Origin of the sequence: Achromobacter sp. ACRQX, from assembly GCF_022346505.1 — a bacterium.
In the GTDB taxonomy this organism is placed as follows: Bacteria; Pseudomonadota; Gammaproteobacteria; order Burkholderiales; family Burkholderiaceae_B; genus Achromobacter; species Achromobacter animicus.
In genome coordinates this window covers 294,855-319,767 of record NZ_JAKRML010000003.1, presented here as the reverse complement: position 1 = coordinate 319,767, position 24,913 = coordinate 294,855, and the positions used below count along the sequence as shown (strand labels likewise).

Below are 24,913 nucleotides of genomic sequence, written 5' to 3'. Positions count from 1 at the left end.
GTTCAGGGCTGAGGCATGTCCGCCGCCAGGCGCAGCGCACGCACCGGCATGGCGTCCAGGCGCCAGACGGCGTCGCGAAGCGTCTGCATGCGCGCGTTGCCCAGCACCGGGCCGGCCAGTTCCGCGAACTTGTCGTTCAGTTCTGCGTCCGACAGTGGCGCTTCGGGATCTCCCTTGCGATACGGGGCGTGGTGTTCCAGCACCTCGCCGCCATGCGTCGTGGCGGTCAGGCGCGCGGCGCGCATCTTTGGAAAGCCCGCCGTCAGGTCGGGCGCGGAGCGCAGGTCCACGCGCTGCATCAGCGCGCGCACGCGCGCATCGCGCAGGCGTTCCTCGCCAAATGCGTCCAGGCGCACCGACCCGTGCACCAGCGCGTGGGCCACGACATACGGCAGGCTGAACTTCGCCTCGAACGCGGTCGCGGGCTGGAAGTTGCCGGTCACGTCCAGCGCGGTCTGGTATGCCTCAACGCACACGGTGGCGATGTCGTCCGGCCGCAGTCCGCGTTCGCGCAGCACCAGCGCCGCGTCGATTGCGGCAAAGGTGTGCCCGCAGCAGCCGTGGTTCTTCTGCGTGATCGACAGGATGTTGTAGCGTTCGCCCAGTCCGGAGACTGCCACGGACCAGTCCGGATCGCTTGCCAATGCGGCGCCAAAGCCAACCGCGCCCTCGAGGATGTCAGACACGCCCGTGATGCCATGCGCGGCGCCCTGGCCGGCACGCACGCCGACTTCGGCTGCATGGCCCGCGTGCAACGCCTTGCTCATGGCGTCGGAGCGGAAGGCCTGCTGCAGGCCGCTGGCCAGCGTGCCGGCAGTGGCAAGCGCGTGCAGCATGACGTGTGCATCCCCGGGCGCGCACAGGGCTGCGGCGGCGGCCGCACCGCCGAAACAGCCGACCGTGCCTGTCGTATGGAAATAGCGGTAATGCGTCGGCTGCACCGCCGCGCCGATCCGGGTCGATATCTCGTAGCCTACGACGATCGCCTGCAGTAGTGCCAGGCCGCTGGCGTCGTGCTCTTCGGCCAATGCCAAGGCCGCGGCAATGGTCGGGCAGCCCGGGTGATAGACCGCATCACGAAAGATGTCATCGAACTCGACCGCATGCGACACGCTGCCATTGATCCAGGCCGCCGTGGCGGCAAATGCGGTGGTCGCGCAACCTGGCAGGCTGGACGCGCCCGACCCCAGTTCCGCACCGTGCGCGCCAAGGAGTTGCTGGCATGGCGCGGTACGCGTGCCGGGATACAGCGCCGACAGCCAGTCCAGGAATGCCCGCTTGGCGAAATGGATGACTTCATCGGGCAGCCGGGCTACGGCGTCTGTCGCGCCATAAGCGGCAATGTTGTGTAGCAGCATGGGGTCTCCGCGGTTATTGCGGCGCAACAGCCGCGCCGTTCGCTTCTGCCGATCACTCTAGGCGGGCCCCGCGCTCGAGTGTTGATAAAAAGGAACACGAGCTTTCTTGATTGGGAGGGGCCGGAATTCGTGAAAGTTGCTTTGCCAATTTTTCATACCGCCGCGCCGGCGCCGTCCGTAAGCTGCAGGGCAAGACGAGAAAAACAACGCATGACCAAGGAGGAAGTAATGAGCGAGACCAAGACCCCGCTGGGCTTCATCGGCCTGGGCGTGATGGGAGAGCCCATGTGCGTCAATCTGGTCCGTAAATCCGGGCATCCGGTTTACGTGACCGATATCAGCGCCGATCCGGTGGCGCGCATCGGCGCACTGGGAGCACATGCCTGCGCGTCGGTGGTGGAAGTGGCGCAAAGCGCCGAAATCGTCTTCCTGTCGTTGCCCAGCATCGTGCAGGTGGAACAGGTGTGCACCGGACCGGGTGGCCTTGTCGAGGCGGCAGGCCGCGTGCGCATCGTGGTGGACATGAGCACCAGCGACGTCACGCGGACCCGCCGCTTGGCCGAAGTGCTGCGCGGCCATGGCATCCTGCTGATCGACGCGCCGGTGGCGCGCATGCGCGAGGCCGCCCGGCTTGGCACGCTGATGATCACCGTTGGCGCCACGCGGGAAGACTACGACGCTGTCCTGCCTTACCTGTCCTGCATGGGCAGCGACGTGCTCCTGTGCGGCGGCATCGGCAATGGCCAGGTCGTCAAGATCATGAACAACATGGTGGTCTTCATGACGGTGCATGCGCTAGCCGAGGCCATCACCATCGGCCGCAGCGCGGGCGTGGACGGCACTCTGCTGCTTGACGCGCTCAGCAAGGGCTCGGCCGATAGCTTCGTGCTGCGTAACCCAGGCCAGAAGGCATTGGCGCCGCAAGCCTTTCCGGAAAAGACGTTTCCCACTGAATACGCCATCAAGGACATTCTGCTGGCGCTCGAGTTGGCGAATCAAGGCGACGTGGACGCCCGCGCCGCCAAACTGACGCACGACCTTCTGGAGCGCACACGCGCCGCCGGCTTCGTCAAGGAGTATTACCCGGTGATGGTCAAGCTGATTGAGCGCGGCTACGCGTAACCCGCCCGCGGCGCTCCGCGCCGCCTCCTGATACTCGAGGTTTTCATGACACCCCTGCTACGCAGATGGGCCCTGCCCCTGCTCGCCGCCGCGATCGGCTTCAATGCCACCGCCGCGGACTATCCGACCAAGCCCATCACGCTTGTGATTGGCTTTACCGCCGGCGGCCCAACCGATGCCGTTGGCCGCTACCTGGCCCGCCACCTGGAGGCCGAACTGGGCCAACCCGTCGTCGTGGAGAACCGCGCAGGCGCCAACGGCGTCGTGGCCGTCCAGGCGGTCAAGCGCGCGCCGGCCGACGGCTACACCCTGATGCTGGGCAGCAGCGGCACACTGTCTATCGAACCCGTCTACAAGCAGAAGGTGGACTACCAGGTCCTAAAGGACTTTCAGCCTGTCGCGTTGGTCGCCAGCTATCCGTACCTGCTGGTGGTGCCGGCAAACTCGCCGTTTGACAGCGTGCAGGCATTGATCGCCGGGGCGCGCGCCAAGCCCGGGGCGCTGACCTTTGCGTCTGCCGGCAGCGGCGCGGTGAACCACCTTGCGGGCGAATGGTTCAAGAGCGCCACCCATGTCGACATAACGCACGTTCCTTACAAGGGCGATTCGGCCGCCATTGCCGATCTCGTCGCGGGGCGCGTGGACATGGCCTTCCTGAGCGCCATCGCCGCCATGCCGCAGGTTCAGGCCGGCAAACTGCGCGCGTTGGGAATCGCCGCGTCGCAGCCGTCAGCGGTGGCGCCAGGCGTGCCCACGGTGGCTCAGGCCGCGAGTATCCCCGGCTTCACGGCCGAACCCTGGAACGGCGTCCTGGCGCCGGCTGGCGTCCCACCCGCAGTCACACAACGCCTGAACGCCGCAATCAACAAGGTGATGAGCGCCAGCGACGCGCGCGACGCGCTGCTCAAGCTGGGCCAGTTCCCGATGACCGGCACCTCGGAAGATTTCGCCCGGCACATCGGCTCGCAAACCGAACGCTGGGCGCAGGTCATGCAGACCAGCCACATTGCAAAGGCGGACTAGATGGAATACCCCGAACTGACTCTGCTCATCGGCGGACGCGCCGTCGCCGCCGGCCAACGCTCGGGCCTGGAAGTGATCGACCCCGCCACGCAGGCAGTGCTTGGCCAGTTGCCGATGGCCTCGGCGGAAGATGTCGACGAGGCCTTGGAAGCCGCACGCCGCAGCTTTCCCAGCTGGCGCGACACGGCGCCGATGGAGCGCGCCGCGATACTGCGCCGCGCCGCCACCTTCATGCGCGAGCGTACGCCCCGGCTGGCGTGGCTGATCACTCGCGAACTGGGCAAGCCCCTGGCGGAATCCGAAAAGGAAGTGGCGACCGCCGCCGAGATGTTCGAATGGGGAGCGGAGGAAGCTCGACGCACCTACGGCCGGCTGATTCCGGGCCGCACGGGGGGCATCCGGCAGATGGCTATCCCTGAACCCATCGGCCCCGTTGCGGCGTTCTCGGGTTGGAACGCGCCGGCCATCACCCCATCGCGCAAGATCGCCGGCGCGCTGGCGGCGGGATGCTCCATCGTCATCAAACCGTCCGAAGAGACGCCGGCGATCGCCCTGGAGATCGGCCGAGCGCTCAGCGATGCCGGCTTGCCTGCGGGCGTACTCAACATGGTGTTCGGTGACCCGGGCGAAATCTCCCGGCAACTGATCGAATCGCCGATCACGCGCATGGTGACCTTCACCGGCTCGACCGCCATCGGTCGGCAACTGGCGACGATGGCTGCCGCCAGCCTGAAGCGCGCAACGCTGGAGCTGGGCGGCCACGCCCCCGTGCTGGTGTTCGGCGATGCCGATCCCCTGCACGCAGCCGACACCATCCTGGCCGCCAAGCTGCGCAACTCTGGCCAGATCTGCACGTCGCCCACCCGCATGATGGTGCATGAGAGCGTGTACGAACGCTTCGTCGAGCGGCTGGCCGAACGTGCACGCGGCTGGCGCGTGGGCAACGGGCTGGAAGCCGGCGTGCAGATGGGACCGCTCGCCAATCCCCGGCGGCTCGCCGCGATGGAGACGATGGTGGCCGATGCCCTCGATCATGGCGCGCGGCTGGCGGCCGGCGGCCAACGGCTGGACCTACCCGGCTGGTTCTGGGAACCGACCGTGCTGAGCGATGTCACCACCGAATGCTTGGCCGCGAACACGGAGCCATTCGGCCCCATGGCGCTGGTGCAGCCGTTTACCGGCATGGACGAGGCGCTGGAACAGGCCAACCGCCTGCCCTTCGGATTGGCGTCCTACGTCTTCACCCGCGATGCCGCCACCGCGCGCATCGCCTCCGAACGCATCGAAAGTGGCGTCGTCTGCATCAACCACTGCCAAGCCTCGTTGCCCGAAACGCCTTTCGGGGGCTTCAAGGACAGCGGCCTGGGCAAGGAAGGCGGCGTGGAAGGCCTGCAGGAGTTCATGCAGGTCAAGTACGTGAGTCAGGTGTAGTCCGCCTGCGCTTACGCGAGCGGCGTGGCGATAGACCGCGCCGCCATCCCAACCAAAGGAGAAAACCATGCACAAGAACATCACCGCAGCAATCGCCGTTGCAGCTCTGGCCGGCGCGGCGCACGCCCAGCCGTCCGATGGCATCTCGGACGGCATTGTGCGCATCGGCGTGCTGACCGACATGTCGGGCGCTTATTCCGGCAACGTCGGACCGGGCTCGGTGCTCGCTACGCGTCTGGCCATCGAGGAGTTCGGCGGCAAGGTGCTGGGCAAGCCCGTTGAAATGCTGTCGGCCGATCATCTGAACAAGACCGACGTCGCCGCCAGCCGAGCGCGGGAATGGATGGACCGCGAGAAGGTCGATGTCGTGACGGAGCTGGGCAATAGCGCCGTCGCGCTGGCGGTGATGAATATTGCGCGCGAGAAAGGCCGCATGACGATGGTGACTGGCGCCGGCGCCACCCGCATCACGGGCGAGGACTGCTCACCCAACAACGTCCAATGGGTCTACGACACCTATGCGCTCGCCAAGGTCGGCACGCTGCCACTGGTCGAGGCCGGCGCGAAGAAGTGGTTCTTCGTGACCGCCGACTATGCCTTCGGCCACTCGTTGGAAAGCGATGGCATGCGGTTCGTGAAGGAAGGCGGCGGCACGGTTGCGGGATCGGCGCGCTACCCGTTCCCCGGCAACGACTTCGCGTCGTTCCTGCTTTCGGCGCAATCCAGCAAGGCCGACGCCGTGGCATTCGCCAGCGCCGGTGCCGACCTGCAGAACGAGATCAAGCAGGCGCGCGAGTTCGGCCTGGCCGGCAAGCAGAAGCTGGTAGCCATGTTGATGAGCATTACCGACGTACATGGCGTGGGTCTGGACGCCGGCCAGGGCATGACCTTCGCAGAAACCTTCTACTGGGACATGGACGACGAGACCCGTGCATTCGCCCAGCGGTTCCACAAAGCGTCCGGCAAGATGCCCACGGCGCTGCAGGCGGGCCAATACTCCGCGGTGCTCAATTACCTGCGCGCTGTCGAGAAGTCCGGCTCGGACAATGTCGACATCCTTATGAAGACGCTGCGCGCGATGCCCATCCATGACGCCTTCGCACGCAACGCACACCTGCGCGAAGACGGCAAGCTGATCCACGACACGTACGTGGTGGAGGTCAAGTCCCCCAAGGACTCCAAAGCGCCATGGGATTACTACAAGATCGTGCGCACGGTGCCGGGCGACCAAGCGTTCATGCCCTTGTCCGAAAGCCTATGCAAGCTGGTCAAGCAATGACCGAGACGCGGCTTGAAATGGCAGGCCTACCGGTCTACGAGGTCTACGCAATCCGTTACGCCAGCGTGACGCGGCGCGCGGTCGACAATTTCCTTTCGCGCGCGGACGTGCATGACGGACCGATGCCGCTGGACTTCTATTGCTGGTTGCTGCGTGGCCCGGCGAGCAACGTGCTTGTCGATACGGGCTTCAGCAACTGCTCGGCGCGGGCCCGCAAGCGCGCTTTCACGCTGCATCCCGAGGCGGCGCTGGCGCGTCTGGGGCTGACGCCCGCGGACATCAACGACCTCGTCCTCACCCACCTGCATTACGACCACGCGGGCGACGTCGAGGGCTACCCAAACGCCCGGGTGCATCTGCAAGACGCCGAAATGCAATACGCCACCGGCCGATACATGTGCTTTGAATCGATGCGGCATTTCTTCTCGGTGGACGACGTGCAGGCCGTCGTGCGGCAGGTGTATGCGGGCCGTGTGCAGTTTCACGATGGCGATGCGCGGCTGGCGCCCGGGCTGGAGGTCTATCGCGTCGGCGGCCACACACAAGGCCTGCAGGTCGTGCGCGTGCACACGGCACGTGGCTGGGTGGTGCTGGCCTCGGACGCCCTGCACTATTACCGCAATTTTCGGGACAACAACCCATTTCCCGCGATCTTCCATCTTGGCGATATGCTCGAGGGCTACGCACGCATCCGGACTCTGGCGGATTCCGAGGCGCACATCGTGCCCGGCCACGACCCGGCCGTCGCCGAGCGCTACCCGCGCGCCGACGACGGAGACGGCATTTTCCGCCTGGACGTTCCGCCTTTGTGACAAGGACCTTGCAATGCAAGAAGACGACTTCATCCTCCACAAACTGGCCGACGCCGTAAACCGGCAGGAACGGCTGGTGTGGCGCGGCCGCCATCTGGACACGGTGTTCCTGCTGGAATGCGGCGAGGCTGCCTATCTCATCACCGTGCAGGCGGGCCGCATCACCGGCGTGTGCCGCGGCCCCTTTGCCATGCCGCGCTGGCAGTTCGCCCTGCGCGCCGCTGCCGCCGATTGGGCGCAGTTCTGGAGCCCCAAGCCGCCGCCCGGCTTTCACGACCTGATGGCGCTCGTGAAATTCCGCCGCCTGCGCGTCGAGGGGGATCTTTATCCCTTGATGTCCCACCTGCTGTACTTCAAGGACGTGCTGGCCTGCCCGCGCGCCGAAGGAGCCTCCCTGTGACCACCAGCCACGCCGTCTTCGAGCCGATCGTCGGCCGCTATCTTCAACTGCCGTTGGGCGGGCGCCAGCACCGCGTCTATGTCGAGGAGGCCGGCAGCGGCACACCCCTGCTATGCCTGCATACGGCAGGCGCGGACTCGCGCCAATACCGCGCGGTGATGAACGACCAGGCCATTCTGGAATCATTTCGGGTCATCGCCTTTGACCTGCCGTGGCACGGCAAGTCGTCGCCACCGGAAGGCTGGCAGGAGGAGACCTACCGCTTGACATCTCAGGATTACGCGCGCGCCATCATCGCCGTGGCGGACGCGCTTGACCTCGACCGGCCGCTGGTGATGGGCTGCTCGATCGGCGGGCGCATCGTATTGCATCTTGCACTGGAGCATGCAGACCGCTTTGGTGGCGCCATCGGGCTGCAATCCGGCGCGCATGTCGACCCCTACTATGACCTTGAATGGCTGAACCGGCCCGACGTGCACGGCGGCGAAGTCTGCGCGGGCATCGTGTCCGGACTGGTCGGTCCGGCCAGTCCCGACAGGCATCGGTGGGAAACCCTGTGGCATTACATGCAGGGAGGGCCCGGCGTGTTCAAGGGAGACCTGCATTTCTACACTGCGGACGGCGACATCCGCGATCGCGTCGCCGGCATCGACACGCAGCGCTGCCCCTTGTGGCTGCTGACGGGCGAATACGACTATTCCTGCACGCCGCAGGACACCGAATTCCTGGCAGGCCGCATTGCGGGATCGCAATGGCAGATCATGGAGGGCATGGGGCACTTTCCCATGAGCGAGGATCCGGACCGCTTCCTCAGTTACTTGCGGCCGGTGCTGGCGCAAGCGGCGCAGGCGCGGCGCGGCAGGTAAGCCGTTGACACTTGACGGTCCCGCGCCGGAATGCGCGCGTGGCCGTCATTTTGCGTTGCCTGTGGCGACAGGCAGTGCACTGCATTGCGTCGGCAAGACGCCAGGCGACCGTTTATTCCGCCTGTGTCAACGCCTTCAGCAGTTCGTCCACGGGTCTCGCCAGCTGACTTGTGTCGCGAACGCACACGTAGAACTGGCGCTCCGCCCAGTCATCGCGCAACCGCAGCAGGACGAGGCCCATGGAGGCCAGATAGTGCCGCGCGATACCTTCCGGCACCACACCGATGCCCAGTCCCTCGCGGATCATGCGGCAGCGCGTCTCAAAGTTCGACACCTGCAGCTTCACGTTGGGCGGCCGCGATAGCGTCTGCCCGGCATACGCCAGGAACTGGTCGAGCGAATGGCGCGGGAAGTAACCGAGCAAGTCGTAGTCGAGCGCCTCTTCCAGATACAGTTCGGCGCGGTCCGCGAGCGCGTGCCCCACTGGCACCACCAGCCCCACGCGATCGCGCCGGAACGGAAACGAGGCCACGCCGGGCACCGGATGATCGGCGTGATAAATGCCAATGTCCACCGAAGCCTCAGACACCATGCGCGGAATGTCGTAGCTGTGGCCTTCCAGCAAATCTACGCTGACATCGCTGCGCCCCGCCAGGAACCGGCCCATCACGCCGGGCAGGAACTGCAGGATGGTCGAGGGATTTGACGCCAGCCGGATCTTGGCCTGGCCATTGAGCGAATAGCCGTTGATGGCCTGCTCGGTCAGTTGCACGCTGCGAAGAATGGCCTTCGCCCGCTGATACAACAAGGCGCCCGCCGACGTGGGCTCGACGCCGCGTCCATGGCGGTGCAGGAGCGTGCGACCCAGGTGGCGCTCCAGTTCGGCCACGCGCTTGCTGGCGGCGGACGTCACCAGGTTTTCCCGTTCGGCCGCTTTGGACAGGCTCTTCTCCTCGACGGCCGCGACGAAGATTTCCAACGCTGGGATGTCTAGCTTTTTCATGGGGGCAATATACAGTGGCGTACAGGATTCGGGCCCCTACCCCTTTGCAAGCTCCCCCGCCAGTTCCAGCGCCCGCGCCAGGAACACCGACGCATCATCCTTGCGATAACTGACGATCACGGGCGACACAAACGCGTCGGCTTCGATCCGCACATGCGCCACGTCCTGGCGTTGCAGGCGCTGCACGGACGCGGGCACGACCGTGACGCCCAGCCCCGCCGCAACCAGCCCGATGGCGGTCTGCAGCTCGTTGGCCTCTTGCGCGACCTGCAGCGAATGGCCGGCGGCGCGAAAGAGTCCCAGCACGTGATCCGCGTAGTTGGGCCGCGGCCGCGCCGGATACAGGACGAAGGGCTCGCGCGCCAGCCGGTCGACCGAGACGCTGCCCTGGCCCGCCAGCGGGTGGTGCAGCGGCACGGCGGCCATCAAGGGTTCGGTCATCAGCACGCGCCGCTCGATCGCGGGGTCGTCCAGCAGGATGCGGCCGATGCCCAGGTCGATGCGGCCTGCCTTCAGCGCTTCGAGCTGCGGCAGCGTGTTCATTTCCATCAGGCCCACTTCGACCCGCTCGTCCGCGCTGCGCAGCAACCGGATCAGTTCCGGTACGAAGCCGTACAGCGTGGACGGCACGAAGCCGATGCCGAACCAGCGGCGCTCCGTTTGACCCAACCGTCGCGTGCCTTCCAGCACCTCGTCCAGCCGCGCGGTCAACAGGCGCGATTGCTCGAGCAGAAAGCGGCCCGCCTCGGTCAGGCGTAGGGCGCGCGTGGTGCGTTCGAACAGGAGCACGCCCAATTCTTCCTCCAGTTGCTTGATCTGGCGGCTGAGCGGTGGCTGCGCGATGTGCAGCCGCGCGGCCGCCTGCGTGAAGCTGCCGGCCTCGGCCACGGCCTGGAAATAGCGCAAGTGCCTGAGTTCCATGACGATTAAGACCCTGAAGGTATCAATTGAAACCCATATAGTCTTGGACGCCTTGGAAAAAGGCAAGCGATACTGCCTCCATCGTTCAAGCGCGGTCGGCCAGAGTATGAATCGGTTCCGCATCGCCGCCCATAAATCAAGAACACGGAGACTTTCATGCGCCTGCGCCCCGCCTTCAAACCCTTCGCCCGCGCCTTGCTGGCCGCGTCGCTACTGGCTGGCGCGGCCGCGGCGCACGCCGATGCCTATCCCGACCACCCGGTGAAGTGGATCGTGCCCTTCCCGCCGGGCGGCGCCATGGACAGCATCGCGCGCACGCTGGGCGAATCCATGGGCAAGCAGCTGAATACGTCGTTCATCGTGGAAAACCGCGCGGGCGCGGGCGGCAATATCGGCGCGGCTGCCGTCGCGCGCGCCAAGCCGGACGGCTACACCATCCTGATCGTGGCGAACGGCATGGCCGTGAATCCCGCGCTGTACCAGGACCTGAATTACGACCCCATCAAGGACTTCGCGCCGATCTCGCTGCTGGCCGTGGTGCCGAACGTGTTGGTCACCAATCCTGAACGCACCGGCGCGACGAGCGTGCAGGACGTGATCGCCAAGGCAAAGACGCAGCCCAAGCACTACACGTACGCCTCCGCCGGGGTCGGCACGTCGATCCATCTGGCCGGTGAAATGTTCGTATCGATGACGGGCGTGGACATGCTGCACGTGCCGTACAAGGGCAGCGGCCCGGCCGTCGCGGACCTGTTGGGCGGGCAGGTGGACTACATGTTCGACAGCATCACGTCCGCCAAGCCGCACATCGCGACCGGCAAGCTGCGTGCGTTGGGCGTCACCACCACCAAGCGCTCGGCCGCCCTGCCCGACGTGCCGACCCTGCAGGAAGCGGGCGTGCCAGGCTATGAGCTGATGCCCTGGTTCGCCGCCTTCGCGCCTGCGGGCACGCCACCGGATGTGGTGGCCAAGCTGAACGATGCCATGCGCGCCGCGTTGGCGGATCCCAAGGTGAAGGCGACGCTCGATTCGATCGGGGCCGAGTCCATCGGCAGCACGCCCGACGCACTGCGCGACCACCTGGCCAAGGAAACGGCGCAATGGAAGGTCCTGGTCAAGGAACGCGGCATCAAGATCAACTGATCGGCCGCGCTGCGCTCGCCTGGGGTATCGTTGGTCCATCCATCTCCCAGCGAAGGAAGTCATCATGGCCCTGAAACACGCGGATCCCGGACAGGTCATCGATCTGAAGCCCTATGGCGCGGCGCTTGCGCAGAAGCAGTCGGTCGCGCTTTTCAAGTCCGAGGATCTGGAGGTCATGCGGCTGGTGCTGCTGGCGGGCAAGACAATGCCCTCGCATGACGTCGAGGGCGAAATCACTCTTCAATGCCTGGAGGGCAGCGTGGAGGTCTCGACCGGCGGCGCCACGCATGTCCTGGACGCCGGCCGCCTGATGTACCTGCCCGGCCGAGCGCCGCATTCGCTTTTTGCGCTGGAGAACGCGTCGGTACTGGTGACTGTTGCTTTGAAGCGTACGTAGCGTCATCCGCCGGGGCAGCTTATGGGGCGGCTTCGAGGGCCCCTTTCGAGGCGCCTCCCGATGCGCCTTCTGTTAACCCCGCGCGCTCGCCAGGCCAGCCTATTTGCGATCACGCCCTTCGACAGCTTTGCGCAGCACACCGATGAAGGCTTCGTTGAACGCGGGAATATCGTCAGGTTTGCGGCTGGACACCAATACGCCGTCGACGACGGCCTCTTCATCCACCCACTCAACCCCCGCATTGCGCAGGTCGTCCTGCAGCGATGGCCAACTGGTCATCTTGCGACCCTTGACCACGCCGGCGGAAATCAGCAGCCAGGCGCCGTGGCAAATGACGGCGACCGGCTTGCCCGCGTCAAAGCAAGCGCGCACCAGCTCCTGCGCCTTGGGCTGCATGCGGATTTCATCGGCATTGACCACGCCGCCGGGCAACAGCAAGGCGTCAAAGACCTCCGGCTCGGAGGCGGCCTGCAGAAAGGTCAGATCCACCGGAAACCGGTCGCCCGGCTTGTCGTGATGAAAGCCCTGGATCGGATCGGTGCGGGCGGACACGAGCACCGTACGCGCGCCCTCCTCGTGCAGACGGTGACGCGGGCCAGTGAGTTCGACCTGCTCGAATCCATCGACGGCCAGAATGGCGATGTTGACGTCTTGAAGTGTTGCCATGTGTGCTCCTGTTGCGTGGCCTCCCGACGATGCGATGCGTCGCGCGGGAGGCCTGGGGGATGATTTGTCAGGGCCGCGCCGCAGCGACCGGCTTGGGCGGCTGCGCCGGCTGCGCCGGGGTAACTCGCCATATCGTGTTCGACAGATCGTCGGCCACGATAAGCGCGCCCTTCGGATCTACCGTCACGCCAACCGGACGGCCGCGCGTCGTGCCGTCGCTGTCGCGAAAGCCTGCGACGAAGTCCACAGGTGGGCCAGAGGGCCGGCCGTCCGTGAACGGCACGAAGACCACCTTGTACCCAACGGGGTCCTTGCGGTTCCAGCTTCCGTGCTCGCCGACGAAGACGCCGTTGGCAAAACGATCCCCCATCGAAGCGTCTGAGAAATCGACGCCAAGCGCCGCGACGTGCGAGCCCAAAGCGTAGTCCGGCGCGATAGCCGACGCGACCTTTGCGGGATCCTGCGGCCGGACGCGATCGTCCACGTTCTTGCCCCAATAGCTATAGGGCCAGCCGTAGAAGGCGCCTTCCTTGACCGTGGTCAGATAGTCGGGCACCAGGTCGGGACCGATTTCGTCGCGCTCGTTGACCACGGCCCACAATTGGCCGGTATCGGGCTGGATCGTAAGCGCGGTCGGGTTGCGCAGGCCGGTCGCATACGTCTTGTATTCACCCGTGCTGGCATTCACGCGCCAGATCCGCGCGCGATCGGCCTCAGCCGTCATGCCGCGTTCGGTGATATTGCTGTTCGAGCCGATGCCTACGTACAGATACTGCCCATCGGCGCTGGCGGTCAGCGCCTTCGTCCAGTGATGGTTGATCTCCGACGGCAGCGGCGTGACGACTTCGGGCGGCCCGCTTGCCTTGGTCTGCCCAGGCTGATAGTCGAACCGCACCAATGCGTCCTGATTGGCGACATACAGTTGGTTCCCGACCAGCGCCAGCCCATACGGCGCGTTGAGATTCTCCGCAAAGACGGAGGCCTCGTAGGTGCCATCGCCTTCCGGGTCGCGCAGCAGCGTCAGGCGGTTGCCGCCCTTGACCGGGCTGGTGCCGCGGGCCTTGATGACGGCCGCGATCACGTCTTTGGGCTTGAGGTCGGGCGCGCTGCCGCCGCGTCCCTCGGCCACCAGGATGTCGCCATTGGGCAGCACGAGCGTCTGCCGCGGAATTTTCAGATCCGTGGCGATGGCCGAAATCTTGTAGCCCTCGGGCACGGTCGGCACCTTGTCGCCCCACGGGGCAGGCTTGGCGATGACCATATCGGGCAGCAGGCCGCGTTCGGGTTTGGGCAGATCAGGCGAAGGTCCATATTGGCCGCCGGCCTGCGCGCTGCACACCCCTGCCATCACCAGCAACGGAATTCCGGCAATCAGTCGTAGGTGATTCATAGCGGCCCCCTGATGTGCGGGGTGCGGAAGCCCAGCCAGAGCGCCACAAGCGCCAGCACGGTGCCGACTGCAGACAGAATCAGTGCGGTGGGCATGCTTGCCCAAGCGTCGCGGGCGTGCATAAACGCATTGAACAGGCCTACCAGCCAGGCTGCCAGCAGCACGACGGCATAAGGAACGATTCCGCGCGCGCGCTGCGTAGCCCTGAACAGGTCCACGATGGCAATCAGCAGCGCGATCGCGCCAAACAGCAGTCCGCCGACCAGCAGCCAGGACGCGAAATTGTTCCATTGGATGTGAAAAGTCTGCGCATAGGCAGCATCCGCGAGTGCCGCGCCGAGAAACAGGGGAAACATCCCGGCCAGGAATACCGCCGGCATGGGGCGCACGGTAAGGGCGTACCGATTTTCGATGAGTTGGGTCACTGTATCGCCTCGTGAGTTGCGGGCCCGAGCAGATGCCCGAGAAGCGCAACGCAGCAAGTCGTGTTCCTGTGTCCGTGCCGAGGCCCGCGCGCCTCGGTTCAGCGCGTGGCGATCTGCGCTGGTGTGTCCGGACGCCAACCTCCACCCAGCGCCTTGTATGCCGCCACCGCTGCCCGAGCGGTTTCCGCTTGGGCCTGCGCCCGGTCGTCAGAAGCCTGCAAGAGCGAGGCGTCCGCATACAGCACGTCGACCAGACTGGCGGCGCCGCGCTTGTAGGCCGCGAACGACGACGCTCGCGCCTGCGTCAGCGCGTCTTCGCCGCGGGTCAGCACCGCCGACTGTTCGGCACGGTGGATCAGTGCGGAAAACGCGTTCTCGACATCTTCAGTGGCATGCAGGACCGCCAGGCGATATGCCGCCAGCGCCTCGGCCTCTTGGCCCTTTGCCCCGTCGATCTGCGCGTTGATGCGGCCAAAGTCGAACAGCCGCCAACGCAGTCCCAACACGCCCGCGGACTGGCTTGCGCCGGCGGAGAACAGATTCCCGCTGGACACGGCCGTGGCGCTGCCCAGCAAGCCGCTCAACGAGAACTTCGGGTAGAACTCGGAGATGGCCTCGCCGATACGGGCGTTGGCGGCCGCCAGCCGGCGTTCGGCCGCGATCAGATCGGGCCGGCGCTGGAGCAGATCCGCGGGAGCGCCCATTTCCTCGATCCGAGGCGCGGCAGGTATCGGCGCGTGCGCCGCCAGTTCGGCGTGATGCGTGCCGGGCGCGGCCCCCAGCATGACGTCCAAGGCGTTCATGGCCGCATCAAGCCCACTCTGCAACACCGGAACGGTTGCCTGTACTTGCGACAGCGCGCCATCCGCCTGACGCACCTGGTATTGCGCAGCCAGCCCGCGTTCGTGCAGCAGCGCGACCTTGGCGACAAGATCCTGCTGCGTCCTGACCTGCCGCTGTGCGATGTCCAAACGCGCCTGGAGGCTGCGGATCACAATGTATGTGTCCGCGGTTTGCGCGGCCACCGCGAGCTGCGTGGCCATCGCTGCCGCTTCCGAGGCCTGAAAATCGGCGATGGCCGCCTCACGGCCACGCCGCAGGCCGCCGAACAGATCGATTTCCCAGCTGGCCTCAAGATTGGCTTCGTACTGGCTGCCCCAGCGGTCGTAACCGGGCATCGTGCTGGCCACCTGTCCCAGTGGCGTCTCACGCGACTGATGCGACCGCGCAGCCAGGCCGCGCACCGAGGCCGACGGCAGCAAGGCCGCGTTGGCCGCGCCCAGCCCCGCACGCGCCTGCGTCACGCGCGCCGCCGCCTGCGCCAGGTCCAGGTTCTGCGCGATGGCCAATGACACATATCGCGCCAGCATCGGATCGTCAAATTGGCGCCACCACGTATCGAGGCCTTGCACGGCCCCCGATCCGGCTTGCCGGCCCGGGGCCTGCGAGTAGTGGAGGGGAAGCGGCGCCTCGGGCCGGTGGTAATCAGGGCCTGCCGCGCACCCGGCCAGCACGCCGGCGCAGAGCAAGACAAAGGAATGACGGGCGAGCATGGGAATCCTTCAGGCTATTAATTTTGGGTGACTATAATACGTTTTAGTCACTCGTTGTCAACAAAAGTGCGCCGGGTTAAGCTGCACCCATGACGAAAGCAACATCCCCCGCCCTTCAGCCGCGAGGCCCCTCCGATCACGACGTCCGCGATCAGATCGTCGAAGCCGCCACCGAATACTTCGGCCTGTATGGTTTCGACAAGACCACCGTCTCGGACCTGGCCAAGGCCATCGGATTCTCCAAGGCCTATATCTACAAGTTCTTCGACTCCAAGCAGGCGATCGGCGAGGTCATCTGCGCCAACCGCCTGAACACGATCATGGTGGCCGTCGACGCGGCCGTCGCCGACGCGCGATCCGCGCCGGACCGGCTGCGGCGCATGTTCAAGGCCCTGGTGGAAGCCGGCAGCCAGCTCTTCTTCCACGACAGCAAGCTGTACGACATTGCGCGAACCTCGGCCAGCGAGTCGTGGCCCTCCGCGCAAGCCTATGAGGCGCACATCAAGGGCCTCATCCTGCAGGTAATCCGCGAAGGTCGGGAAGCCGGCGACTTCGAACGCAAGACGCCCCTCGATGAAACGGCCGACGCCATCTATCTCGTCATGCGGCCGTATATCAATCCTTTGCTCCTGCAGCACAACCTGGCCAATGGCGCGGAAGCCACGGTGCAGTTGTCGAACCTGATCCTGCGTAGTCTGGCGCCGTAAATTTTCTTTTGTGACCATTGACCTTATTGGTCACTTGTATAGAATGGGGACCTTCTTTGTGAGGATGGTCTCCCATGCTTCGGCGTCCGCTTGCCCCCTTTGCCCTCTGCCTGTTGCCTGTCGCCCTTGCGGCATGCGGCGATAGCCCCCCGTCAGATCCCCGCGTCGACCCGCCGCTTGTCAGAGTCGGCGTGGCGCAAACCGCATCCGCGCCCGCACGCTCCTTTTCGGGCGTCGTGGCGGCGCGCGTTCAAAGCGACCTGGGATTCCGCGTGTCCGGGAAAGTGCTGGAGCGACTGGTCGACACCGGTCAATCGGTGACCCGCGGCCAGCCGCTCATGCGGCTGGATCCGGAAGATCTGGGCCTGCAGGCCCGTGCGCAGATTGAAGCCGTGGCCTCGGCGCGTGCGCGCGCAAAACAGGCTGTCGACGACGATGCCCGCTATCGCGGCCTGGTGGCAGAAGGCGCCGTGTCCGCGTCGGCCTATGCGCAGATCAAGGCCGACGCGGACACGGCGCGTGCCGATCTGAAGGCGGCCGAAGCGCGGGCCGACGTCGCGAAAAACGCGTCGAGCTATGCAGTGCTGGTGGCGGACGCGGACGGCGTCGTCGTGGACACGCTGGCCGAACCCGGACAGGTCGTTGCCGCCGGGCAATCCGTCGTGCGGCTGGCGCGCGCCGGCCAGCGCGAAGCCATCGTGCACCTTCCCGAAACACTACGGCCATCCGTGGGCTCCGCCGCCCGGGCAATGCTGTACGGGGACCGCCAGTCCCCCGCCCCGGCCACGCTGCGGCAACTGTCGGATGCGGCGGATCGGGTCACGCGGACGTTCGAGGCCAGGTATGTGCTGGAAGGCGCGCTGGCCCGCGCCCCGTTGGGGGCCACCGTCACGATCGACATTCCGCAGTCGCCGGACGGCACGCCCCTGCTGCAGGTGCCGATAGGCGCGGTCTTCGACACCGGCGCCGGCCCGGGCGTCTGGGTGGTGGTGGATGGCGCCCCGGCCCAGGTGGCGCGGCGGCCCGTCCAGGTGCACGGCCTGAGCGACGATGTGGCGCGTGTCGCTGGCGACCTCAAGCCCGGCGAACGTGTCGTGTCCCTGGGTGCGCATCTGCTGCATGAAGGCGAGCCGGTCAGGCTCGGGGAGCAGAAGGCTGCCGACCTCGTGGGAGCGCGTTGATGAGCGAAGGCCGCTTCAATCTGTCTGCGCTCGCCGTGCGCGAGCGCTCGATCACGCTGTTCCTGATTCTTCTCGTCTCTGTCGCCGGAATCCTCGCGTTCTTCCAATTGGGCCGTGCTGAAGATCCGCCGTTCACCATCAAGCAGATGACCGTCGTCACCGCATGGCCCGGGGCGACCGCACAGGAGATGCAGGACCAGGTCGCCGAACCGCTGGAAAAGCGGCTGCAGGAGTTGCGCTGGTACGACCGGACCGAAACCTTCACGCGGCCCGGCCTGGCGTTCACCATGGTGTCGCTGCTGGACAGCACACCGCCCCAGGCGGTGCAGGAAGAGTTCTATCAGGCGCGCAAGAAGCTTGCCGACGAAGCCGGACGTCTGCCTCCCGGCGTAGTCGGGCCCATGGTCAATGACGAGTACGCGGACGTCACGTTTGCCTTGTACGCGCTCAAGGCAAAAGGCGAGCCCCAGCGTCTGCTTGCCCGCGACGCCGAAGCGCTGCGCCAGCAACTGCTGCACGTGCCGGGCGTCAAGAAAGTGAACATCATCGGCGAGCAGCCCGAGCGCATCTTCGTGTCGTTCTCCCATGACCGCCTGGCTACGCTCGGCGTCGATCCACAGGCCATTTTTGCCGCACTCAACGCGCAGAACGTCCTGACGCCCGCCGGGTCGATCGAGACCAAGGGTCCCCAGGTGTTCCTGCGCGTAGACGGCGCGTTCGACAGCCTGGACAAGATCCGCCAGACGCCCATCACCGCCCGGGGACGCACGCTGAAGCTTGCCGACGTGGCGACCGTGGAGCGCGGCTATGAAGACCCGGCCACGTTTCTGGTGCGAAATAACGGCGAGCCCGCGCTGCTTTTGGGCGTGGTCATGCGCGACGAATGGAATGGGCTGGATCTGGGCAGCGCGCTCGAGCAGGAGGTTGGCAAGATCAACACCGCATTGCCGCTCGGGATGAGCCTGACCAAGGTCACCGACCAGGCCGTGAACATCAGCGCGGCGGTGGACGAGTTCATGGTCAAGTTCTTCGTCGCACTGCTTGTCGTGATGCTGGTGTGCTTTGTCAGCATGGGGTGGCGCGTCGGGATCGTAGTGGCCGCCGCCGTGCCCCTGACCCTTGCGGCGGTGTTCGTGATCATGGCGGCCTCGGGCAAGAATTTCGACCGCATCACGCTTGGCTCGCTGATCCTGGCGCTCGGCCTGCTGGTGGACGACGCCATCATTGCCATCGAAATGATGGTGGTCAAGATGGAAGAAGGCTATAGCCGGATCGCAGCGTCGGCGTATGCGTGGAGTCACACGGCCGCCCCCATGCTGTCCGGCACGCTCGTCACCGCGGTGGGTTTCATGCCGAACGGTTTCGCGCGTTCCACCGCGGGCGAGTACACCAGCAACATGTTCTGGATCGTCGGCATTGCGCTGATCGCGTCCTGGGTGGTGGCGGTGTTCTTCACGCCGTATCTGGGCGTAAAGATGCTGCCGGACATCAAGAAGGTCGAAGGCGGACACCACGCCATCTACGACACCCGTCACTACAACCGGTTCCGGCGTCTGCTGGGGCACGTCATCGGCCGCAAATGGCTGGTGGCGGGCACGGTGGTCGCGGTCTTTGCGCTGGCCGTGGTTGGCATGGGCCTGGTGAACAAACAGTTCTTTCCCACTTCGGATCGGCCCGAGGTGCTCGTTGAAGTGCAGATGCCGTACGGCACGTCCATTGAACAAACCAGCGGGGCCGCTGCGACAGTCGAAGCGTGGCTGGCCAAGCAGGCGGAAGCCAGGATCGTCACCGCGTACATCGGACAAGGCGCGCCGCGCTTCTTTCTGGCCATGGCGCCCGAGCTGCCGGACCCGTCATTCGCCAAGATCGTCGTGCTGACGGGCAACGACAAGGAACGTGAAGCGCTCAAGTTCCGGCTTCGCCAGGCCATCGCCGACGGCCTGGCGCCGCAGGCGCAGGTCCGCGTCACTCAGATCGTGTTCGGACCGCCCTCGCCGTTCCCGGTGGCCTATCGCGTCATGGGGCCTGATGCCGGCCAGTTGCGCGCGATTGCCGCGCGCGTCCAGTCGATCATGCACGCCGATCCCATGATGCGCACCGTAAACACCGATTGGGGCGCGCGGGTTCCCGCTCTGCACTTTACGCTGGACCAGGACCGGCTTCAGGCGGTGGGACTGACCTCCAGCTCGGTCGCCCTACAGTTGCAGTTCCTGTTGAGTGGCGTACCCCTCACCAACGTTCGCGAGGACATCCGCTCGGTTGAAGTGGTCGGCCGAGCGGCCGGTGATGTCCGCCTGGATCCAGCCAAGATCGCCGGCCTGACGCTGGTGGGGGCCGACGGCCAACGCGTGCCGCTGTCGCAGGTTGGCACGGTGGATGTGCAAATGGAGGATCCGATCCTGCGGCGCCGTGACCGCACGCCGACCATTACGGTTCGCGGCGACATCGCGGAAGGCCTTCAGCCGCCTGACGTTTCCGCCGCGATCTTCAAGCAACTGCAACCTGTCATCAACGACCTGCCAGCGGGATACCGCATCGAACAGGCCGGCTCCATCGAGGAATCTGAGAAGGCAAGCACTGCCATGCTGCCGCTGTTTCCGATCATGATTGCCATCACCCTGCTGATCATCATCCTGCAGGTGCGATCCATCGCCGCCATGGTGATGGTTTTTGCGACCAGCCCGCTCGGCCTGATCGGTGTTGTGCCGACACTGCTCCTGTTCCAGCAGCCGTTCGGCATCAACGCGCTGGTCGGGCTGATTGCCCTGTCCGGCATCCTGATGCGCAATACGCTGATTCTGATCGGCCAGATCCACCACAACGAACAGGAAGGCCTGGCGCCCTATGACGCGGTGGTCGAGGCGACGGTGCAGCGGGCGCGACCGGTGATTCTGACTGCGCTGGCCGCGATACTGGCTTTCATCCCGTTGACGCACTCGGTGTTCTGGGGAACGCTGGCCTACACCCTGATCGGCGGCACGTTCGCCGGCACGATCATCACGCTGGTCTTCCTGCCCGCCATGTACGCCATCTGGTTCAAGATTCGGCCTGCCGTCGCGCAGGACGCTTCCCAACCTGTTGCGGCCCGGGTAACGACGGGTTGATCACGCCGCCTGCGGCGTGGCACTCGCCCGCCGGGGCTTCACAACGAGGGGGTCGTATGTACAGAAATCAACAGACGTGCTGGACGGTCCAGCACCAGGCTGCACTGGAGCGGCTGCGCACGGGCGGGGGCAAGCCCGATATCGCCAGTCCGGATCAGATCGCCGGCATGACAGGCTTGCAGATCCTGCACGCGATGATGGCCGGCGAGCTGCCCTACCCGCCCATGAACGACACCGCGAACATGACGTTGGTGGAAGCGGACTCGGGCTGGGCCGTGTTCCTTGGCATCCCCGAACTGCGCCATTGCAATCCGTTCGGCACCGTCCACGGCGGCTGGTTCTCGACGCTGCTGGATTCGGCATTGGGTTGCGCGATCCAGAGTGCGCTTCCGGAAGGCAGGCGCTACACGACGGTCGAACTCAGTGTCAACATCGTGCGTGCGGCGGCGCCATCCAGTGGCCCGCTTCGCGCCGCCGCCACGCTGATACATAGCGGCAAGCAGATCGCCACCGCGCAGGCGCGGGTGGAGGACGAGAACGGCAAGCTGTATGCGCACGCCACCACCACGTGCGTGGTGTTCGACCGGCGTGCATAGCGCACGGCTACACCCCGAACGACACCGACATCCGTTCCAACCATGCGCTGGCCACCGGTTGACGCCGTGCCAGAAATCCCAGCGGACCCGCTTCGGCCATGCGCCAGTGCGCGGTCCCGAAACGCAGCGTTCCTCGCAGCGTGCAGCGCGTGCGGATCAGCCCTGCCGGCCCGTCCTGAACCGTCCAGACCGCGAAACGTAGCGGCAAGGCCACGCGCAGGCCGGGTCGGAATTGCACGCTGGCGGCGGGCCGGCCTTCCGCAACGAGCGACGCTTGCGCCAACGCGGCCAGCTCACCTGGCCCGCCCAAGGCGGGCAGCGGCTCGAAATCGCCGATGCGCTTCGGGATCCCCCACAGCTTGCGGCCACCGTCTGCGGCCGCCTCGTCGTCCACCCAGATCGGCCCCACCGTGCACGCGGGCGCCAGCAATCCCGCGTGACGCACCGCCGTCGCAAAGAGCAGCTCGTTGTAGGCGAGCGTGCCGCCCGGCTCGTAAGCGGTCCAGACGGTGGTGCAGATGGCATGGCGTCCCAACGTGACCACGCGGGCATCACCGGGCGCCTGCTGCGGCAGATCGGCCAGCGGCACCCGCCATGCACTCAGGAGCGCATGGCCGTGCAGTTTCCAGGGGGCCTGCGGATAAGGAGACGGGTAGCCTGACTGCGTCCTGCCATCCGGCGTGCCGGTCGGGCTGTCGTTCGATGGGAGCATCATCCTGGCGAACTCCTGTCGGGTTTCCAATGCACACACCCGATCGATAGTAAGCGCCCTGCGACCGAACGCCGCATGCGTTTCCATTCGGACAGAATGCGTGAGGTTCTGTAATAGAATCCCGCCCATGTCGACTCATCGGGACTCTGCGTTTCAGCCCCGCGGCCTGCCTTGGCGCTTGCTCGTCTGCCTGGCAATGGCCGCCTTTGTGCTGCGCGCTTTCATCCCGACCGGCTACATGGCGGGGCCGTCCACGACCTCGCTGATGCTGACGCTGTGCGAAGCCGGCGGCACAATGAACGTGACGTTCGACCTGCCGGCCGAGCCGGACGCCAAGCACGGTGCCGCGGAGGCCTGCGCCTTCGGCGCCCTCGCCGCGCACGCGATTCTGCCGGACACCGGACTCGCACCTGTGTTGTCGGCGCGCGCCGCCTACGCCGCGCCCGAGATTCCCGTCTACCGCGCCACGCCGCCACTGCCGGCCCTTGGGCCGCCGCTAGGGTCACGCGCCCCGCCTTCCCTGTCTTCCTGATCCGCCGCGCGCGCGCCTGACGCCGCGCACGGCAGCGAAGAGCGGGAACCCCGTAGACCAGCTTCATGGCGCCATCGCATCGGCGCTGCCTGCACGGCCATCCCCTCTTCGCCCGCACTTTGCCGACCGGCCTTCAGGCCGGCGGCAGATTCAGTCGAAGACAAAAGAAGAGGGGTCATCTTGACCATCGTTCGTACGCACGCGTGCCTCGGCACGGCGCTGATCCTGGCCGCTTTCAACGCCGCCGCCCAAACCGCTCCCGCCACCCTCGCCCCCATCACCGTGGTCGGCGGATCCGAGACGGCGCTGACTACCGAGGCGTCCACCGGCTCCAACCTGGGCCTCACGCCCATGCAGACGCCCGCCAGCGTCGACATCATTTCGCGGGAACAGATCGAGTCCCGCGGCGACGCCAGCGTGATCGAAGCGATTACCCGCGCGCCCGGTTTTTCGGCCGCGCCCCACCCTGGCAACGGCAATAGCGCCCTGTCGGTGCGCGGCTTCACCGACAGCACGTCGGTCATGCGGCTGTACGACGGACTGCGCCAATATGGCGGCGTCGGCCTGACGTTTCCGTTCGACACGTGGTCGGTCGAGCGCATCGAGGTGCTGCGCGGACCCGCGTCCGTCATCTATGGCGACGGCGCGATCGGCGGCGTCGTCAACGTGATCCCCAAGCGCCCCACCCGCGGGCCGATCCAGAACGAAGTGCAGGCCACGATCGGCACGCAGGATACGGCGCGGCTGGGACTGGGCAGCGGCGGCGCGCTGAGCGACACCTTGTCGTATCGCCTGGATGTCAGCGGCAACTACACGGATGGTTATGTCGACCGCGGCCAGTCGGGCGATGCGACGTTTTCGGGCGCGTTGCGCTGGGACGCCACGCCGGACCTGAACATGACGTTGAGTTACGCCTACGGCTACCAGCGCCCGATGCGGTACTTCGGCACCCCGATGATCAACGGCGAGCAGGATGACGCCGTGCGCAAGCAGAACTACAACGTCGCCGACAGTTTCATGCGCTTTCGCGACCAATGGACCCAGCTGGACACCGTCTGGACGCCGAACGACGCCACCACCGTGCGTGCGCGCCTCTATCACGTGCAGAGCGACCGCGACTGGCGCAACGCCGAGCGCTACCTGTACAACCCCGCAACCAGCCTGATCGACCGATCCGACAACACGCAGATCACGCATGACCAGACCCAGACCGGCCTGACCACCAGCGCCGCCTTCAAGGGCGCGCTGGCCGGCCTGGAGAACACGGTATCGGTGGGCTTTGACGTCAACCACGCCACGTTCAAGCACATCAACAACACCTACACAGGCAGTTCGGGGTCGGTGGATCCGTATGACCCGGATCACGGCCAATACCAGAGCGACGTGCCGTTCATTCCGCGTTACCGCAACAAAGCCGATCAGTTTGCCCTGTTCATGGAAGACCGCCTGGCGCTGACCAGCAAGTGGTCGATCATCGGCGGCCTGCGCTACGACCACGCGAAGGTCACGCGCGACGACCTGGTCACCGATCAGCGCGCCTTGTCCAAGACGTTTTCCGACGTGGGCTGGCGCATCGGCACCGTGTACGACGTGACGCCGGATCTGGCCGTCTACGCGCAGTACGCGCAGGCCGCCGATCCGGTCAGCGGGCTGCTGATGATCAGCCCGTCCAACGCGTCGTTCGACCTGTCGCGCGGCAAGCAGATCGAGGTCGGCCTGAAGCAGAACTTCATGGACGGACGCGGCGAGTGGACGCTGGCGGCGTACGAAATCCGCAAGACCAATCTGCTGTCGCGCGACGCCGACGACCCGAGCCTGCGGGTGCAGGTCGGCGAACAATCGTCCCGCGGCCTGGAAACGTCGCTGTCGCTGGCGGTTGCGCCCGGCTGGACGATCGACGCCAATGCCACCGTGCTGCGGGCCAAGTACGACGATTTCTCCGAATCGGTGGGCGGGGCGGTCGTGTCGCGCGCGGGCAATGTGCCGCCCAACGTGCCGCAACGCCTGGCGAATCTGTGGCTAAGCTGGAACTTCCACCCGGGCTGGACCGCGATGGGTGGGATGCGCTACGTGGGCAAGCGCTATGCGGACAGCGCCAACACCATCGAACTGCCGTCCTACACCACGACCGACCTGGCGCTGCGCTGGGACGTGAACAAAGACACCGCCATCACGGCCCGGGGTTTCAACGTTTTTGATCGCGCGTACTTCACCACGGCCTACTACACCAACACGCAATGGATGTATGGGCCGAGCCGCCGGTTCGAACTGACGTTGAACCACCGCTTCTGA

Annotated in this window: 23 protein-coding genes; 15 read left to right on the top strand and 8 right to left on the bottom strand. The window is 65.9% G+C overall.

Annotation, left to right across the window (positions count from 1 at the left end; translation table 11 throughout):
• Positions 1-2 precede the first annotated feature (2 nt).
• Complete coding sequence (locus tag MHZ91_RS05070) at positions 3-1,358, bottom strand: MmgE/PrpD family protein (RefSeq protein WP_218344054.1); 1,356 nt, start codon at positions 1,356-1,358, stop codon at positions 3-5.
• Positions 1,359-1,586: 228 nt separating this feature from the next.
• Between MHZ91_RS05070 and MHZ91_RS05065 the strand changes: the two genes are divergently transcribed.
• The 7 genes from MHZ91_RS05065 to MHZ91_RS05035 all read left to right on the top strand — a co-directional run bounded on the left by MHZ91_RS05065 (position 1,587) and on the right by MHZ91_RS05035 (position 8,291).
• Positions 1,587-2,480 (top strand): NAD(P)-dependent oxidoreductase, encoded by an 894-nt coding sequence (locus tag MHZ91_RS05065; RefSeq protein ID WP_218344055.1) that lies wholly within the window; start codon positions 1,587-1,589, stop codon positions 2,478-2,480.
• 45 nt (positions 2,481-2,525) lie between these two features.
• Positions 2,526-3,503, top strand: coding sequence for a tripartite tricarboxylate transporter substrate binding protein (locus MHZ91_RS05060; protein WP_218344056.1), 978 nt, complete (start codon positions 2,526-2,528; stop codon positions 3,501-3,503).
• The gene (locus MHZ91_RS05055; RefSeq protein ID WP_218344057.1) at positions 3,504-4,934 is read left to right on the top strand and encodes an NAD-dependent succinate-semialdehyde dehydrogenase; all 1,431 of its coding nucleotides are present in this window, start codon (positions 3,504-3,506) and stop codon (positions 4,932-4,934) included. It begins immediately after the preceding gene.
• 67 nt (positions 4,935-5,001) lie between these two features.
• Entirely contained in the window at positions 5,002-6,213 is a 1,212-nt protein-coding gene (locus MHZ91_RS05050; RefSeq protein ID WP_239212746.1) for an ABC transporter substrate-binding protein, read from the top strand.
• The gene (locus tag MHZ91_RS05045; protein ID WP_239212744.1) at positions 6,192-7,025 is read left to right on the top strand and encodes an N-acyl homoserine lactonase family protein; all 834 of its coding nucleotides are present in this window, start codon (positions 6,192-6,194) and stop codon (positions 7,023-7,025) included. The genes MHZ91_RS05050 and MHZ91_RS05045 overlap by 22 nt, the downstream gene beginning before the upstream one ends.
• Positions 7,026-7,038: 13 nt before the next feature.
• Positions 7,039-7,425: a hypothetical protein gene (locus tag MHZ91_RS05040; RefSeq protein ID WP_239212742.1), complete on the top strand. Its 387-nt coding sequence runs from the start codon at positions 7,039-7,041 to the stop codon at positions 7,423-7,425.
• Positions 7,422-8,291 carry an alpha/beta fold hydrolase gene (locus MHZ91_RS05035; protein WP_218344060.1) on the top strand — a complete coding sequence of 290 codons (870 nt, stop codon included), beginning with the start codon at positions 7,422-7,424 and terminating at the stop codon, positions 8,289-8,291. Before MHZ91_RS05040 ends, MHZ91_RS05035 begins: the two co-directional genes overlap by 4 nt.
• A 112-nt stretch (positions 8,292-8,403) precedes the next feature.
• On the opposite strand, the gene MHZ91_RS05030 is transcribed toward MHZ91_RS05035, so the two are convergent.
• Together MHZ91_RS05030 and MHZ91_RS05025 are read right to left on the bottom strand one after the other, a co-directional pair.
• Positions 8,404-9,294 (bottom strand): LysR family transcriptional regulator, encoded by an 891-nt coding sequence (locus MHZ91_RS05030; RefSeq protein WP_191577425.1) that lies wholly within the window; start codon positions 9,292-9,294, stop codon positions 8,404-8,406.
• Between the two features lie 36 nt (positions 9,295-9,330).
• Positions 9,331-10,215, bottom strand: coding sequence for a LysR family transcriptional regulator (locus tag MHZ91_RS05025; RefSeq protein ID WP_175121346.1), 885 nt, complete (start codon positions 10,213-10,215; stop codon positions 9,331-9,333).
• Positions 10,216-10,371: 156 nt separating this feature from the next.
• Between MHZ91_RS05025 and MHZ91_RS05020 the strand changes: the two genes are divergently transcribed.
• Both MHZ91_RS05020 and MHZ91_RS05015 read left to right on the top strand, forming a co-directional pair.
• Positions 10,372-11,358, top strand: a complete 987-nt coding sequence (locus MHZ91_RS05020; RefSeq protein ID WP_239212740.1) for a tripartite tricarboxylate transporter substrate binding protein — start codon at positions 10,372-10,374, stop codon at positions 11,356-11,358.
• 64 nt (positions 11,359-11,422) lie between these two features.
• On the top strand, positions 11,423-11,755 hold the full coding sequence (locus MHZ91_RS05015; protein ID WP_239212738.1) for a cupin domain-containing protein: 333 nt from the start codon (positions 11,423-11,425) through the stop codon (positions 11,753-11,755).
• A gap of 99 nt (positions 11,756-11,854) precedes the next feature.
• Here the strand turns inward: MHZ91_RS05015 and MHZ91_RS05010 are convergent, their stop codons facing one another.
• The 4 genes from MHZ91_RS05010 to MHZ91_RS04995 form a co-directional block, all read right to left on the bottom strand.
• Complete coding sequence (locus tag MHZ91_RS05010) at positions 11,855-12,421, bottom strand: type 1 glutamine amidotransferase domain-containing protein (protein WP_175121343.1); 567 nt, start codon at positions 12,419-12,421, stop codon at positions 11,855-11,857.
• Between the two features lie 67 nt (positions 12,422-12,488).
• Positions 12,489-13,811 carry a sorbosone dehydrogenase family protein gene (locus MHZ91_RS05005; RefSeq protein ID WP_239212736.1) on the bottom strand — a complete coding sequence of 441 codons (1,323 nt, stop codon included), beginning with the start codon at positions 13,809-13,811 and terminating at the stop codon, positions 12,489-12,491.
• Complete coding sequence (locus MHZ91_RS05000) at positions 13,808-14,236, bottom strand: DUF2231 domain-containing protein (protein WP_218344065.1); 429 nt, start codon at positions 14,234-14,236, stop codon at positions 13,808-13,810. The genes MHZ91_RS05005 and MHZ91_RS05000 overlap by 4 nt, the downstream gene beginning before the upstream one ends.
• 98 nt (positions 14,237-14,334) lie before the next feature.
• Positions 14,335-15,789 carry an efflux transporter outer membrane subunit gene (locus MHZ91_RS04995; protein WP_239212734.1) on the bottom strand — a complete coding sequence of 485 codons (1,455 nt, stop codon included), beginning with the start codon at positions 15,787-15,789 and terminating at the stop codon, positions 14,335-14,337.
• 89 nt (positions 15,790-15,878) lie between these two features.
• Here MHZ91_RS04995 and MHZ91_RS04990 point away from each other — a divergent pair, with 89 nt between their 5' ends.
• The 4 genes from MHZ91_RS04990 (at position 15,879) to MHZ91_RS04975 (ending at position 21,377) form a co-directional block, all read left to right on the top strand.
• On the top strand, positions 15,879-16,496 hold the full coding sequence (locus tag MHZ91_RS04990) for a TetR/AcrR family transcriptional regulator (protein WP_175121340.1): 618 nt from the start codon (positions 15,879-15,881) through the stop codon (positions 16,494-16,496).
• Positions 16,497-16,570: 74 nt separating this feature from the next.
• A complete protein-coding gene (locus MHZ91_RS04985) occupies positions 16,571-17,677 on the top strand; it encodes an efflux RND transporter periplasmic adaptor subunit (protein WP_239212733.1) in 1,107 nt (368 codons plus the stop codon).
• On the top strand, positions 17,677-20,781 hold the full coding sequence (locus tag MHZ91_RS04980; protein ID WP_239212732.1) for an efflux RND transporter permease subunit: 3,105 nt from the start codon (positions 17,677-17,679) through the stop codon (positions 20,779-20,781). The genes MHZ91_RS04985 and MHZ91_RS04980 overlap by 1 nt, the downstream gene beginning before the upstream one ends.
• A gap of 56 nt (positions 20,782-20,837) precedes the next feature.
• Complete coding sequence (locus MHZ91_RS04975; protein ID WP_239212731.1) at positions 20,838-21,377, top strand: PaaI family thioesterase; 540 nt, start codon at positions 20,838-20,840, stop codon at positions 21,375-21,377.
• A gap of 7 nt (positions 21,378-21,384) precedes the next feature.
• Here MHZ91_RS04975 and MHZ91_RS04970 read toward each other — a convergent pair whose 3' ends face one another.
• Positions 21,385-22,092: an acetoacetate decarboxylase family protein gene (locus tag MHZ91_RS04970; protein WP_239212730.1), complete on the bottom strand. Its 708-nt coding sequence runs from the start codon at positions 22,090-22,092 to the stop codon at positions 21,385-21,387.
• 124 nt (positions 22,093-22,216) lie between these two features.
• Here MHZ91_RS04970 and MHZ91_RS04965 point away from each other — a divergent pair, with 124 nt between their 5' ends.
• Positions 22,217-22,621 (top strand): DUF2946 family protein, encoded by a 405-nt coding sequence (locus MHZ91_RS04965; protein WP_239212729.1) that lies wholly within the window; start codon positions 22,217-22,219, stop codon positions 22,619-22,621.
• Between the two features lie 180 nt (positions 22,622-22,801).
• A complete protein-coding gene (locus tag MHZ91_RS04960) occupies positions 22,802-24,913 on the top strand; it encodes a TonB-dependent siderophore receptor (RefSeq protein WP_239212728.1) in 2,112 nt (703 codons plus the stop codon).